Annotated in this window: 13 protein-coding genes; all 13 read right to left on the bottom strand. The window is 46.6% G+C overall.

Translation table 11 applies throughout. From position 1 onward, the window contains the following. Positions 1-84: 84 nt before the first annotated feature. The 13 genes from R7F64_RS22815 to flhB all read right to left on the bottom strand — a co-directional run bounded on the left by R7F64_RS22815 (position 85) and on the right by flhB (position 14,209). The gene (locus tag R7F64_RS22815; RefSeq protein ID WP_064377167.1) at positions 85-579 is read right to left on the bottom strand and encodes a DUF2802 domain-containing protein; all 495 of its coding nucleotides are present in this window, start codon (positions 577-579) and stop codon (positions 85-87) included. 13 nt (positions 580-592) lie between these two features. Next, a complete protein-coding gene (locus R7F64_RS22810; RefSeq protein WP_005380507.1) occupies positions 593-1,087 on the bottom strand; it encodes a chemotaxis protein CheW in 495 nt (164 codons plus the stop codon). Positions 1,088-1,122: 35 nt separating this feature from the next. After that, positions 1,123-2,151 (bottom strand): chemotaxis protein CheW, encoded by a 1,029-nt coding sequence (locus R7F64_RS22805; protein WP_005380506.1) that lies wholly within the window; start codon positions 2,149-2,151, stop codon positions 1,123-1,125. Then, the gene (locus R7F64_RS22800) at positions 2,141-2,920 is read right to left on the bottom strand and encodes a ParA family protein (RefSeq protein ID WP_005380505.1); all 780 of its coding nucleotides are present in this window, start codon (positions 2,918-2,920) and stop codon (positions 2,141-2,143) included. The genes R7F64_RS22805 and R7F64_RS22800 overlap by 11 nt, the downstream gene beginning before the upstream one ends. Before the next feature lie 8 nt (positions 2,921-2,928). Beyond that, positions 2,929-4,041, bottom strand: a complete 1,113-nt coding sequence (locus R7F64_RS22795) for a protein-glutamate methylesterase/protein-glutamine glutaminase (protein WP_005380504.1) — start codon at positions 4,039-4,041, stop codon at positions 2,929-2,931. A gap of 29 nt (positions 4,042-4,070) precedes the next feature. Further along, positions 4,071-6,311, bottom strand: coding sequence for a chemotaxis protein CheA (locus tag R7F64_RS22790; RefSeq protein ID WP_318072099.1), 2,241 nt, complete (start codon positions 6,309-6,311; stop codon positions 4,071-4,073). A 9-nt stretch (positions 6,312-6,320) separates the two neighbouring features. Beyond that, complete coding sequence (locus R7F64_RS22785; protein WP_005380502.1) at positions 6,321-7,061, bottom strand: protein phosphatase CheZ; 741 nt, start codon at positions 7,059-7,061, stop codon at positions 6,321-6,323. 118 nt (positions 7,062-7,179) lie between these two features. Beyond that, on the bottom strand, positions 7,180-7,548 hold the full coding sequence (cheY, locus tag R7F64_RS22780; protein ID WP_017635949.1) for a chemotaxis response regulator CheY: 369 nt from the start codon (positions 7,546-7,548) through the stop codon (positions 7,180-7,182). Positions 7,549-7,593: 45 nt separating this feature from the next. Further along, the gene (locus tag R7F64_RS22775) at positions 7,594-8,328 is read right to left on the bottom strand and encodes an RNA polymerase sigma factor FliA (RefSeq protein WP_005380499.1); all 735 of its coding nucleotides are present in this window, start codon (positions 8,326-8,328) and stop codon (positions 7,594-7,596) included. Then, positions 8,321-9,208 (bottom strand): MinD/ParA family protein, encoded by an 888-nt coding sequence (locus R7F64_RS22770; protein ID WP_005380498.1) that lies wholly within the window; start codon positions 9,206-9,208, stop codon positions 8,321-8,323. The genes R7F64_RS22775 and R7F64_RS22770 overlap by 8 nt, the downstream gene beginning before the upstream one ends. 14 nt (positions 9,209-9,222) lie before the next feature. After that, positions 9,223-10,740 carry a flagellar biosynthesis protein FlhF gene (gene flhF / locus R7F64_RS22765; protein WP_033907111.1) on the bottom strand — a complete coding sequence of 506 codons (1,518 nt, stop codon included), beginning with the start codon at positions 10,738-10,740 and terminating at the stop codon, positions 9,223-9,225. A 28-nt stretch (positions 10,741-10,768) separates the two neighbouring features. Then, entirely contained in the window at positions 10,769-12,868 is a 2,100-nt protein-coding gene (gene flhA, locus R7F64_RS22760; protein ID WP_025998722.1) for a flagellar biosynthesis protein FlhA, read from the bottom strand. 210 nt (positions 12,869-13,078) lie between these two features. Continuing rightward, entirely contained in the window at positions 13,079-14,209 is a 1,131-nt protein-coding gene (gene flhB / locus R7F64_RS22755; RefSeq protein ID WP_005380490.1) for a flagellar biosynthesis protein FlhB, read from the bottom strand. Between the last annotated feature and the right edge of the window lie 2 nt (positions 14,210-14,211).

The raw sequence follows: 14,211 nt of genomic DNA, 5'->3' as shown, positions 1-14,211 counted from the left end.
TTTAAAATACAAAACGCCCGATGAAGTACATCGAGCGTTTTAGTTAAAAAGTGTCAACCCATATCAGGACGGGTCAGATAACCTTTAGCGTCGACGACGTCCACGCGTTGGATATTCTGCATCATCTGATGGCTGACAACTTAATGGTGGAATCTTCTCTTTCCCCGCCAGTTTCTTCTGCAGTGAAAGCATCAACTCAGCTTCGGCTTTTGGTAGTTCGCACTCTTCAATCAGCTCGTTGATATCAGCGCCAAGCTGTACCATTTTAGAAGCGCGACTGTACAAGCGACCATCAGTATCAGCGTGTTCGAGTTCGCGAATTCTCTCGTTTAAGTGCTGAATAATGTCTTGTTGCTCCGTCACTTTTTGTCCAAGACCAACGACAACCGAGCGCACTTCGAGTAACTGCTTACTCAACTTTTGCACTTCTTTATCTGCGTGTCGAGATTGAGCTCGTTGTTGGTCTAACTGCTTTTGTAACCCCGAGCGAATCCGCAGTTGCAAAACAACCAATACTAACACGATAAAAGCGACGCCACCCGCAAGGAATGGAGCAGATAAAAGAGTCTCTTCAGCCATCATCATTCAGCCATTAAAGGTGAGCCATCTCGTCCCACTCGTCATCTGTTAGCAGCTTGTTCAAATCCACAAGGATAAGAAGCTTGCCGTCACGGTTGCTCACACCCTGGATGAACTTCGCACTCTCGTCGGTACCAACTGAAGGCGTCGTATCAATTTCAGAAGAACGCAGATAAACGACTTCTGCCACGCTATCTACTAAGATACCGATCACTTGACGCTCAGACTCGATCACAATAATACGAGTGTTGTCGGTGACTTCGCCTTCCATCAGGCCAAAACGTGAACGTGTATCGATAACAGTAACTACATTACCGCGTAGGTTGATGATACCAAGTACATAATCTGGTGCACCTGGAACAGGGGCAATTTCAGTATAACGAAGTACTTCACGAACTTGCATTACGTTGATGCCGTACGTTTCTTCTTCTAGCTGGAACGTCACCCACTGAAGAACTTCGTCATTCGATGCATCTTTCTTCACTTCTACTTCAAAAGCTTGAGACATAGTTAATCCTCGTTAATGTCGTTCCCGACTTAAATCTAATTCAGTGATTTGACATCTAAACCGGCGTTTAGCATGTCAATGAGCGCCTGGACATGAATTAAGGCACACATTTTTTCTTTTACCATGCCCGCTAGCCAAGGGCGTTTACCCGCCTGCTCACGCCAGCGAACCTTGTCGATATTAAGCGTTTCAGTCCCCATTAATTGGTTACTGGCCAACCCCCACATGCTCTCACCAAGCATGACGACATATTGGTAGTTATCTTTATAGCTATCATCACGAAGCTTATCTGCCATCACCCATTTCGCGGTATCGACGACATCAAACTGTTGCTCGCGATTTGTTTGTAGCCCCAAATACCAGGCGGGTTTTCCTATCAAATGGTTAAGCTCGCTAATGCGATGAATACCACCTAACTCATCAAGAGGTACAGCAAACGTGACACCATTCACATCAAAGTAAAGAACTTGGAAGTCCTCACTTCGCTTCGTGCTTTCCCAGACCGTTGGTATATCGGAATCTGCTTGTGTTTCGAGTTCAGTATCGACGTTCGATTCTATATTGATACTTTGTTCGATCACTGCGTGAGGTTCATCCACCTCTGGTTGAGCTTCCTCAAAAACTGGCTCATCAATCACCCAGTCCTGTATTTCCTCAACACCCTGAAGCTCAGGCACCTCACTAAAGGTTTGTACCTCAGGCTCAGCCGCTTTTATCTCTGCTGCAATATCAATCGTATTTTGTTCAAGAATACTATCAATATCCAACTCAGCCACTGGGTTGCTTGCTTCAAGCTGACTTAATAGCCTTTGAACATCTTCCAGGTTTGGAGCTTCCAACTCTGGCGGATATGTTTCTTGAAACTGGTACGTTTCTGGCTCCGAGTATTGTAGCTGCAATTCTGGCTCTGGCTCTGGCTCTGGCTCTGGCTCTGCTGATGATACCTCTTGAGCCAACAGGTCAAGGTCTTCCTCAAGAGTCGTTATTTCAGTTTCATCATCCAGTAATGCATTAAAGTAGTCATCAAGTGCTTGTTCACTGGACAGCACATCATTACTGCTCATCGAACGCCAACCTCTCCAGGTAAATCAGTAGCTGTTTATAGGCAAACACACCACGGCTACCAGATGCAAAATGCGAAGCTGGCAAGTGCTTTAAACTGGCATCGCGGAACTTGGTATCAATAGGCACCGCTGAGGTCCACACTTGATTTGGGTAATCTTTTTTCAGTTGCATCAATGTCTGCAATGACGCTTTCGTGCGCTTATCGTACATGGTTGGGACGATAGTCACTTTGAAACCGCCCGGGCGAGATTTTTGCATAATGGTTAGCGTACGCATCATGCGCTCTAGACCTTTCATCGCCAAAAACTCTGTTTGAACAGGAATCAAAATTCGGTCACTGGCTGCCAACGCGTTCACCATCATCACGCCAAGGATTGGCGGACAGTCAATCAACACATAGTCATAGTCTTGTGAGACAGTTTGCAGCGCCCGTTTTAAGATTAATCCCATACCACTGCGATTACCCATTACGCGATCAAGCGTGGCAAGGGACATATGCGCGGGAATGATATCCATTCCTTCCAGCTCTGTTTCTAAAATCAACGGCTTAACCGTCTCACGAGAAAACGTCTTCAACTGGAATAAATCAAATAGGCTCGAAGTTACTGCATCAGGATCATAACCGAGATAAGTAGTCAGTGAGGCGTGAGGATCAGTATCAACCATCAATACTCGATGGCCTTTCTGGCTCAATAAGCCCGCCAATGTCACTGTTGAGGTGGTTTTACCCACGCCTCCTTTCTGGTTAGCTACACTCCAAACAATCATGATGAATCCTAAGCTAGGCCAACTTCCACCAACATGCGTTCAGCAATGCGGTCAAGCGGTAAATCTTCTGAAGAAATGCCTGCTTTAGCAACCGCTTGGGGCATGCCATAAACAACACAACTTTCTTCATCTTGTGCCCAAATTGTTGAGCCTGAAGACTTCAACATGCGAGCGCCCTCACGACCGTCTGCACCCATGCCTGTCAACACTAAAGAGAGCACTTTGTCGCCATATACTTTTGCGGCAGAACCAAAAGTCACATCCACACATGGTTTGTAGTTCATGCGGTCGCCGCCATCAATAATGCGAAGACGAGCAGCGCCCGCTCGTCCATCCACCATCATTTGTTTCCCACCTGGTGCAAGGTATGCCACACCGGGCTGTAACACATCGCCATCTTGTGCTTCTTTCACTTGAATCTTACACAAGGTGTTCAAACGACTGGCAAACGCAGCAGTAAACGTTGCTGGCATGTGTTGAATCAATACAATCGGATGCGGATAGTTCATCGGCAAACGCGTCAGAATTTTTTGTAGAGCAACGGGGCCACCTGTTGATGTTCCAATTGCCGTCAGTTGATACTTCTTACCAGAAGCACGGTACTTTGTCGCAGCAGGTCGAGTTGGTGTTGGAGTCACAGGTGAAGCCGTTCTTGAACCTAATGATCGAGTAGTCGTGCTGGTACTCGCTGTTGGGCGAGCGATAGGTCGACGCATGAAAGCGCGCTTCGAGGCAATCTGAATCACACGCTGTTGAAGTAATGACACCGCTTCTTCACGGTTACGCGCAATGTCCTCAAACTTTTTCGGTAAGAAGTCCAATGCGCCCGCATCTAGCGCATCAAGCGTAGCTTTCGCCCCGTCGTGGGTCAGGGACGAAAACATTAGAATTGGCGTTGGAGCAGCGGCCATTATTTCACGTACAGCTGTAATGCCATCCATCACTGGCATTTCAATATCCATCGTGATGACGTCAGGTTTGAGAGATTTGGCTTTCTCAACCGCCTCTCTACCATTTACCGCAACGTCAATCACTTCTAGGCGCGATTCTGAGTTGATGATTTCGCTCACGCGACGTCGGAAAAAACTCGAATCATCAACGACTAGTACTTTAATCGCCATCTTATTCCTTTTAATAACGTCAGCTTTGCTTAAAGGCGTGAAGCCGCAGCATATCGCTTAAGTAAATCAGGCACATCTAGAATTAATGCAATATGGCCATCGCTAGTAATTGTCGCACCAGCCATACCTGGAGTGCCTTGTAATAGATTATCGAGTGGCTTAATAACCACTTCTTCTTGACCAATAAGCGTATCCACAACAAAACCAACGCGCTGGTTACCAATCTGTACAATCACCACGTGACCGTGACCAGTACGCTCTTGAACGTTTTGCGATTTGGATGCCAACCAGTTTTGTAAGTAAAATAGTGGGATAGATTTCTCACGCACAATGATCGTCAGCTGACCATCTACCACGTTTGTACGACTAAGATCCAAGTGGAAAATTTCACTCACCGAAGCCAGTGGTAGAGCAAAAGGATGACCGCCAACACCAACCATCAGAGTCGGTAAAATCGCTAACGTTAGTGGTACTTTGATCGTAATCTTAGTGCCCTTGCCTAGCTCAGAATCGATATCGATTGAACCGTTTAAGGTATTGATCGCCGTCTTAACCACGTCCATACCCACACCACGACCAGAAATGTCAGAAATTTTATCTTTACTTGAGAAGCCAGGTGCGAAGATAAGGTTGAAGCACTCTTTATCTGTTAAACGTGCCGCCGCATCTTCATCCATCATGCCACGCTTCACCGCGATGCCACGCAGTTTGTTCGGGTCTATACCGCCACCATCATCTACGATGGATAGTTCAATATGGTCCCCTTCTTGCGATGCTGACAAAATCACTTTACCTGTGCGTGATTTGCCTACCTTCGCGCGTGCGTCTGGCATTTCAATACCGTGATCAACCGAGTTACGCACCAAGTGAATCAACGGATCGGCCAATGCTTCTACAAGGTTTTTATCGAGATCGGTTTCTTCACCGCGCATTTCTAGCACGATGTCTTTATTTAGGTTACGAGCCAAGTCACGGACAACGCGTGGGAAACGGCCAAACACTTTCTTAATTGGCTGCATACGCGTTTTCATTACCGCGCCTTGTAGATCCGCAGTTACCACATCAAGGTTAGCGACCGCTTTGGACATCTCTTCGTTGTCGCTATTCAAACCAAGGCTTAGTAGACGGTTACGCACCAATACGAGCTCACCCACCATGTTCATGATGGTATCAAGCGTCGAGGTATCAACACGAACGGTTGCTTCAGCCTGAGGTTTTTTAACCGCTGGTGCTTTGGCTTCTTCTTTTACCGCGACTGGTTTAGATTCTGGCTTTGGTGCTGGCGCTGCTTGAACAGGTGCTGGCTTAGCAACAGGCTCAGGTTTCGCAGGGCTTTGCTCTACGTTTGCTGAAGCAGGCTTCGTTGCCATGTCCAATTCTTCTAGCGTTGGGCCTTTACCTGAACCATGTAGCTCATCGAGTAACTTTTCGAACTCTTCGTCCGTCATTAAGTCACTGTCTTGATTTGATGAAGATGCCACTGGAGCGGAAGGCTCTGCCGCTTTAGGTGGCTCTACTGGTACGGATGCAGATGCAGCAGCCTCTGCCGTAGAAGGGCTTTTTCCTACACCGTGCAGTTCATCGAGTAAGCGTTCAAACTCATCATCAGTGATATCACCACTTTCAACTGATGGTGCACTCGATTGAGGCGGTTCAGATGGCGTTGTAGGTGTCGCAGACATTGAGTTGCCTGGCGCTGAACCTTTACCATGAAGCTCATCCAATAGCTTTTCGAATTCGTCTTGGGTAATTTCATCAACAGAGCCGACACTTGATGGTGCTGACGGCGCAGCAGGTTCTTCGATGATAGGCTCGGGAATAATAGGCTCTGGAGTAGCCACTGGTTCTTCAACTACGGTTGCCGCTACTTCATCTTCTGACTCAGGTTTGCATAGACGATGAAGTTCTTCAAGAAGCTCAGGGTCCGCAGCTTCTAACGGCTCACGATCTTGAACAGCCTGGAACTGGGTATTAACCGTATCCAAGGCTTTTAGCATCGTATCCATTAAGTTTTGCGTTACCGTGCGTTGACCGTTTCGTAAAACGTCGAACACGTTCTCCGCACCATGACAAGTATCGACTAGCTCTGCCAATGAAAGGAAGCCGGCACCGCCTTTTACGGTATGAAACCCGCGGAAAATAGCATTAAGTAAGTCTTTGTCTTCTGGGTTATTTTCCAATTCAACCAACTGCTCAGAAAGCAGCTCGAGAATTTCCCCAGCCTCAATGAGAAAGTCCTGAAGAATATCTTCGTCTAAATCGTAGCTCATACGTTACCTTTAAAATCCAAGACTGGACAACAAGTCATCGACTTCGTCCTGCGATGAAACCGCATCTTCTCTCAGTTCTGGATGAAGAATCGGGCCTTCGGCTTCGCTTGTTTGTGTATTCTTTTTATCTGCCGGTTCTGACAAAACTTGAATGTGTTCTTCAAGTTTATTTCCAGAGAATACGGTTAGGATTTCCACTAAGCGGCCTTCTACTTCATTAACCAACGTAATTACGCGGCGAATGATTTGGCCAGTTAGGTCTTGGAAGTCTTGCGCCATGAGAATTTCGGTCAACTGGCCGCGCAATTCAGTGCTGTCACCTTCGACTTGCACTAATAGCCCGTCGATTCGGTGGCACAGTGCTTTAAATTCGCTTAATTCTATGCGCCCGTGCATGAGTTCATTCCATTGAGGACGAACTTTTAGAAGGCAATCATGCAGGTTGTCAGCGATAGGAAGGCAGCAGTCGACCGCATCCATTGTTTTGTTGGCTGCAAGCTCTGTCTTCTCGATCACATAATTGAGACGATCCCTAGCGTTAGGGATTTCGTCTTTCGCAATTTCGGTCATGCGCTGATCGAGACTGAACTGCTTGAGTGATTCGTGAAGGTCTCGAGTTAACGCTCCAATTTCTTGCAGCATTGGGTTATCGGCACCTTCGTAGATCGAGGCAACAAGCATATTGGCTTGGTCTTGTTCCCCGTTTTCTAGCATTTGAACGAGTGACTTCGCCTGCTCTAGTGAGATCATTCTGAATAGACCCTTTTACGTTTAGTTCTTCTTATCACTTTGAAAACGCTAAACGAGTCATTTAATAGGTATTTAATAATTGGTATGAATGACTCGAATAACAAAGAGAAAGAGAGAGTTATAAACGCTCGAAAATTTTATCTAATTTTTCTTTTAATGTTGCAGCAGTAAATGGCTTAACAATGTAGCCGTTTACACCTGCTTGAGCAGCTTCAATGATCTGCTCACGCTTCGCTTCAGCCGTGATCATTAGAACTGGCAGATGCTTAAGTTCTGCATCCGCGCGGATGTGTTTAAGCAAATCGATGCCTTGCATACCTGGCATGTTCCAGTCAGTTACAACAAAATCGAAGTCACCTTTTTTCAGCATTGGTAATGCGGTTAAACCATCGTCCGCTTCTTGAGTGTTATTGAAACCCAAGTCACGAAGCAGGTTTTTAACAATACGGCGCATTGTTGAGAAATCATCAACAATAAGGATCTTCATGTTTTTATTCAAAATTGCCTCCACTGAATCGTAAAATCAGTGTTTTTAGTCATTTTGTGTCCACGCACTGAGCTTGGTACGTAAACGTTGCATCGCTTGACTCAGTATTTGACTTACGCGAGATTCGCTTACGCCTAACACATCGCCAATTTCTTTCAAATTGAGTTCTTCATCATAATAAAGCGAAAGAACCAAAGCTTCACGCTCTGGAAGCTGTTTTATTGATTCAACCAGTGCTTTTCGAAATGATTCATCAACTACCCCTTTGAATGGGTTGCTGTCATCGGTTTCATCCGCTGGTGAAATCACATCATCAGAAACGCCTAAATCTTCAATACCGACTAATTTTGAGCAGTTGATATCGGTAAGAGCACTATGATATTGATCCAGTGTCATACCGAGATGCGTGGCTACTTCAGAATCAGTAGGATCTCGATTTAATTCGCCTTCCAGCTCCGCAATCGCTTGGTTAATCTCTCGATTATTTTTATGAACAGAACGCGGTACCCAATCGCCTTTACGCATGTCATCTAACATTGCGCCACGAATACGGATACCTGCATAAGTTTCAAAGCTCGCACCTTTAGAACCATCATAATTCTGCTGAGCTTCGATAAGACCGATCATGCCGGCCTGAATTAAATCCTCTACCTGAACACTCGGCGGTAAACGGCCTAGTAGGTGGTGAGCAATGCGCTTAACCAACACTGAATAACGTTCAATGAACGCCTGCTGGCTATTAAATTTGCCATGTTGGTCATAGGTTATCGCTTTATTCACCAAAAGGGTCCTCTGCGAATTCGGTACGATTTAGCAACCTTTCCACAAAAAATTCCAAGTGTCCACTTGGTGTTTTCGGTAGTGGCCACGTCAACGCTTTGTTTGCTAGTGAGCTGATAGCTAAAGCAGCAGGCGAGCGTGGGAACGCATCAACGACAATTTTTTGTCTTTTTACAGCCTGTCGTACTTTATCATCTAATGGAATACATGCTACGAGTTCAAGGCTAACATTCAAGAATCGCTCTGTGACTAGTGTCAACTTTGCAAACAATTCTCGCCCTTCACGGTAGCTTCTGACCATATTTGCTACAACTTTAAAGCGTTGAACTTGGTGTTCTTTACTCAACAGCTTGATTAATGCATAGGCATCTGTAATTGACGTCGGTTCATCACACACAACTACAACCACATCTTGAGCTGCTCGCGAAAAACTGATTACCATGTCAGAGATACCAGCAGCGGTATCAATCAGCAGGACATCCATTTCGTCTTCAAGACTACCAAATGCTCGAATGAGTCCAGCATGCTGAGCGTGAGAAAGCTCTGTCATGCTCTGTGTGCCAGAAGTTGCAGGAATTATCTTTATACCATAAGGCCCTTCGACAATCGCATCTTTTAGCTCACATTCACCCGCTAAGACATGTCCTAGATTACGTTTTGCACGAATTCCGAGCATCACGTCCACATTGGCCAGACCTAAATCAGCGTCGAGAACCATCACCTTCTTGCCTTGGCGAGCCATACAAATCGCCAGACCCAGTGTTACGTTTGATTTCCCCACACCACCTTTGCCGCCAGTAACAGCAATCACTTTGGTCAACGATGGTTGTGTTAAGCGACGGAGGCCGCTTGCTTGATCGTGTATCATATTCTCAGTCATAGTAGTCCGCCGCCTTAGAGTCCTTCACTGTCACTGTTCCAAAAGTGAGGTTCGTTCTCTGTCGACTTCTCTAACAGTTCATTTGCTTTCGCAAGCATATATTTTGGTTGCGCTATCACAATGTCTTCTGGTACGCGCTGACCATTAGCGATGTAAGCTACTGGCATTGCGTTTTGAATCACTACACTGATGAATTCGCCTAGGCTTAATGACTCATCAAGCTTCGTCATAATACAACCCGAAAGTGGTATACGTCGGAAGTGATCCAGCGTTTCTTGTAGAACACGACGTTGTGCGGTAGCCGGCAAAACAAGGTAGCTGTGAATCACTTCTCCGCTCTCTTGCATTAGAGTGTCGAGCTGCTCGGAAAGCCTCACATCTCGTTGCCCCATCCCTGCCGTATCGACCAAAATCAGTCTTCTGTTTCTTAGCTGATATATAACATCGGCTAACTCGTTAGAATCTTTAGCAACTCTTACGGGACAACCCATGATTCTTCCATAAATTGAGAGCTGCTCATGTGCACCTATGCGATATGTATCTGTTGTCACAAGGGCCACATTGTCGGCACCGTATTCCATGGCTGCGCGTGCTGCGAGTTTCGCTACGGTTGTTGTTTTCCCAACCCCCGTCGGACCCAACAATGCGACTACGCCACCACGTTTTAAAATGTCCTGTTTAGGAATATTGATTTGATCCGCCACCAGCGACAATAACGCTTTCCACGCTCGCGCTGGCTTTGTATCTTCCGGAATATAACAGGCCATCTGGTCTGCTAACTCCGGAGAAACGCCCATTCGCTCTAAGCGCTTAATCAGCATCGCTCTTAGCGGCTCACGGCGTTCTACTTCTTGCCACATCAGGCCAGAAACTTGGTGCTCCAACAGACGACGAATTGACGTCATCTCTTCGCGCATGCTTTCTAGCTCATCGGCCGATTCGTCACGCTCATCACTTGGGCGACGTCGGTCATAGCGCGTCGGGTCCAGCTTGGGCGTCGGACGTTCAAATCGATTGTCCTGTGCGATTAGCTTCGCCAAAGGTGAATCTGGTTGATATGGCGCTGGCTTTTCTTGGTTGTAGCCGTCGCGATGCTTATTTTGGCGTTGCAGCAAAGCAGAGAGCGAATCTTCATTTTCCGCTACGTGATCGTCAGCATCTGCTGCACCACCGCTATATTGCTTAAGCATATTAGCGAATCGCTGCGTCATTGAGCCTGTTTTTTCATTGTTACTGTTATTACTGTTCAGGCTAATTTTATCTTCATCTAAATGACGATCTTGGTAACGATCAGCAGAAGACGATGACATTTGACGATGTTCGTTATAGCGATTCGATTGAGAAGCACCGCGATTTTGCTGTGACGCTGCGCTTGCTTGAGACGGATTAGATTCACTATCTATCGCCGCAACAATCGCTACTCCACCAGCCACTTTCTTGTTTGACATGATCACCGCTTCCGCGCCTAACTCCTCTTTCACTTGGAGCAGCGCCGTTCTCATGTCTTTGGCAAAAAATCGCTTTATTTTCAAACTATGAATCCATTAATGATGCGTGAGATCAGTTACCCACGGCTTGCACAATTCTGATCTGTTTTTCATCCGGGATTTCTTGGTAAGACAGTACCCGGAGATTAGGTATTGTGTTCTTCACAAATTTCGCCAACGTCGAGCGTAATACACCAGAAGTAAGCAGAACGGCAGGTTCGCCTTTCAGTTCTTGTTCCTGTGTCGCTTGGCTTAGTGAAGATTGCAATCGCTCAGCGAGTCCCGGTTCAATCCCCGCGGATTCGCCTCCTGATGCTTGCATAGTTTGATGCAATATTTGTTCCAGTTCGGGGATCAAAGTAATCACTGGTAACTCAGGCTCTATACCATTGATTTCTTGAACAATTAGACGTTTAAGACTAATTCGAACTGCTGCCGTCAATATGTCAGCTTCTTGACTCTTACTTGAGTACTCAGCCAAAGTTTGAACAATCGTGCGAATATCGCGGATTGGAATGGCCTCGTTTAACAAGTTTTGTAGGACTTTCACCACCACACCTAATGGTAATTGGTCAGGAACAAAGTTCTCGACCAACTTAGGCGCGCTGCGTCCCAACATTTCTAATAAATTCTCTACTTCTTCATGGCCAATTAGCTGTGATGCGTTGTTGGTCAATAGCTGGCTTAGGTGCGTCGCTAATACCGTTGATGAATCAACCACCGTATAACCTAAGGCTTGCGCGTGCTCACGCTGATCTTCTCGGATCCATACGGCTTCCAGTCCAAAAGCAGGGTCAATGGTTGGCTCACCATCAATCATGCCATACACCTGACCTGGGTTAATCGCTAACTCTTGATCCGGACGAATCTCTGCTTCGCCCACCGCAACCCCCATCAATGTAATTCGGTAACTGTTTGGGGTCAGCTCAAGATTGTCACGAATATGAACCGCTGGAATTAGGAACCCAAAATCTTGCGATAACTTTTTACGCACGCCTTTTACACGCTCTAACAGTTCCCCACCTTGGTCTCTGTCCACCAAAGGGATTAAGCGATAACCTACTTCCAAGCCAATAATATCGACTGGCTGGACGTCATCCCAAGACAGTTCGCGCTGTGAGGAAGGTTCTGTACCTTCGTCTGCTGTTGCTGGTAAAGCGGGCTCTTTCGCTTTCTGCTTCTGCCGTTTGTCGATGAAATATGCCGCTGCACCGGCCGCGACTGCCAGGCTCAAAAACGCAAAGTGTGGCATGCCCGGTACGATGCCCATCACACCAAGAATAGCCGCAGTAATCATCAGCGCTTTTGGGTTGTCGAACATCTGGAAAACCAGTTGTTCACCCATGTCTTCATCGGTGTTTTGGCGTGTCACCATCATTGCCGCTGCAATTGACAGCAATAGCGATGGGATTTGTGCGACCAAACCATCACCGATTGTCAGTAAGGTATAGATTTCAATCGCTTCACCGAAACCCAATCCATATTGCGCCATACCGATCGACAGACCGCCGACGATGTTGATAAACAGAATCAAAATACCGGCAATCGCGTCACCTTTTACGAACTTCGAGGCACCATCCATCGAGCCATAGAAATCCGCTTCTTTGGTCACTTCAAAACGACGAACTCTTGCCTGCTCTTGGTCTATCAATCCGGCATTCAAGTCCGCATCAATCGCCATTTGCTTACCCGGCAACGCATCAAGCGTAAAGCGAGCACTTACCTCAGAGATACGACCCGCACCTTTGGTCACCACCATAAAGTTGATGATCATTAAGATGAGGAAAACCACTAGGCCGACCGCGTAGTTACCACCAATAACGACGTTACCGAACGCCTCAATTACGTTACCTGCCGCATTACCGCCTTCATGACCATGCAGTAAGACGACACGAGTCGAGGCAACGTTCAAAGCCAAGCGGAGCAACGTGGCGATCAGCAATACCGTTGGAAAAGCAGCGAAGTCCAAAGGGCGACGTGTGTAAACGGTCACTAACAACACCACCATCGACAGCGCGATGTTAAAGGTGAAGAACATATCCAGCAAAAATGCTGGAATCGGCAGTACCACCATCGCTAGGGTGGCCAAAACCATCACCGGAGCACCAATAGCTGGCATTTCACGTTGAGGGATTCGTGGCAATTTATCTGCAAACGGCAGGCTTAACTTCATACTGCGAGAGATCTCAATCGATTGAAGCGTCACGTAAGCTCTTACTATTAATACGCGACCGCTTTAGCCTAAAAGTTTAGGTAGGGTTGATAATTAAAGCGTTTTAAGCAATCTATGTACCAGAATTAGCGCCAAAATAATGACTAAACACTCAAATAGAGCTTAGCTTTTGATCAAACAAGCTTTTTTAAGGCTTTACCGCTTTTCGTATCAATGGCGGTGTTCGGGTGGGATTGGCAAATCATAATCTTGAATTTTCGGGCGCTGTCCACCTCGTTTTCGGTATTGCTTTAATTGGAATACAAATGCCAAAACCTGAGCGACGGCAGTAAATAACCCATCGGGGATCTCTTGCTCGAGCTCTGTCGTGTGGTACAACGCACGAGCCAAAGGTGGTGCGGGCACAATCGTAATGTCATGTTCGCGGGCGACTTCTCGAATCTTCATCGCCATGTGGTCAGTACCTTTAGCGATCACGACTGGCGCACGGTCTGTCTTCTGCTTATAACGAAGCGCTACCGAGAAGTGCTCAGGGTTAGTAACAATAACATCAGCTTGAGGAACATCCGCCATCATTCGACGTTGAGCCGCTTCCCTTTGCAACATACGAATACGGCCTTTCACTTCCGGCTTACCTTCAGTCTCTTTGTATTCGTCTTTGACTTCTTGCTTGGTCATTTTTAACTGATCGGCGTGCTGCCAAATTTGAAATGGAATATCGATGGCAACCACAATCAATAGCGAGCAACTGATCAGCAAAATAAAGTTCAGCAAAATATCTAAAGCATGGAAGATGTTTTGCGGATACACATCCATGCTCAATTGAATCAGATCGGCCTGCGATGCTTGGATCAAATAGATGGCGACACCGGTGACCAGAACCACCTTAAGGATTGATTTGATCAACTCTACCCAGCTTTGCATGCCAACCATTCGCTTTAAGCCGCTAAGCGGATTCATTTTCGACAGCTTGGGCATGGCTGCTTGGGCAGAAAAACTGATTCCTCCCACACCTGCTGCTCCAATCATGGCGGCGGTAAACAATGTCGCTAACACCAAAAATAGTGGGAACAACAAATCACTCATCGCGCCCAAAGCGATATCAAACAGTTTTGCAGTATCGAAAATCTCTTCTCGTTGAAGATCAAATAAACGGCTCATGATGGAAAACAATGAACGTGCTAACGCCTCGCCAAACCACATCAATGAAATGGCGCCAACGATCAGCACAGATGCTGATGCAAGCTCTTTAGATCGAGCGACCTGCCCCTTTTCTCTGGCTTGTTGTAACCGTCGGGGCGTGGCTTCTTCGGTGCGTTCCTGACCGTCTGATTCTGCCAAAT

The sequence above is a fragment of the Vibrio sp. Vb1980 genome (genome assembly GCF_033338615.1).
In the GTDB taxonomy this organism is placed as follows: Bacteria; Pseudomonadota; Gammaproteobacteria; order Enterobacterales; family Vibrionaceae; genus Vibrio; species Vibrio alginolyticus.
The sequence above is the reverse complement of the archived record's forward strand: the minus strand, read 5'-3'. Positions and strand labels throughout refer to the sequence as shown.

Bases quoted from the DNA above. Each gene is read 5' to 3' on its own strand.
- R7F64_RS22785 (WP_005380502.1), bottom strand. From the start codon at position 7,061: ATGATCTCACTAGAGCAGGCGAAGTCACTCGTTCAAATGCTAGAAAAC.
- R7F64_RS22795 (WP_005380504.1), bottom strand. From the start codon at position 4,041: ATGGCGATTAAAGTACTAGTCGTTGATGATTCGAGTTTTTTCCGACGT.
- R7F64_RS22770 (WP_005380498.1), bottom strand. From the start codon at position 9,208: ATGACTGAGAATATGATACACGATCAAGCAAGCGGCCTCCGTCGCTTA.
- R7F64_RS22790 (WP_318072099.1), bottom strand. From the start codon at position 6,311: ATGAGCTACGATTTAGACGAAGATATTCTTCAGGACTTTCTCATTGAG.
- cheY (WP_017635949.1), bottom strand. From the start codon at position 7,548: ATGAAGATCCTTATTGTTGATGATTTCTCAACAATGCGCCGTATTGTT.
- R7F64_RS22815 (WP_064377167.1), bottom strand. From the start codon at position 579: ATGGCTGAAGAGACTCTTTTATCTGCTCCATTCCTTGCGGGTGGCGTC.
- flhA (WP_025998722.1), bottom strand. From the start codon at position 12,868: ATGAAGTTAAGCCTGCCGTTTGCAGATAAATTGCCACGAATCCCTCAA.
- R7F64_RS22805 (WP_005380506.1), bottom strand. From the start codon at position 2,151: ATGAGCAGTAATGATGTGCTGTCCAGTGAACAAGCACTTGATGACTAC.
- R7F64_RS22800 (WP_005380505.1), bottom strand. From the start codon at position 2,920: ATGATTGTTTGGAGTGTAGCTAACCAGAAAGGAGGCGTGGGTAAAACC.
- R7F64_RS22810 (WP_005380507.1), bottom strand. From the start codon at position 1,087: ATGTCTCAAGCTTTTGAAGTAGAAGTGAAGAAAGATGCATCGAATGAC.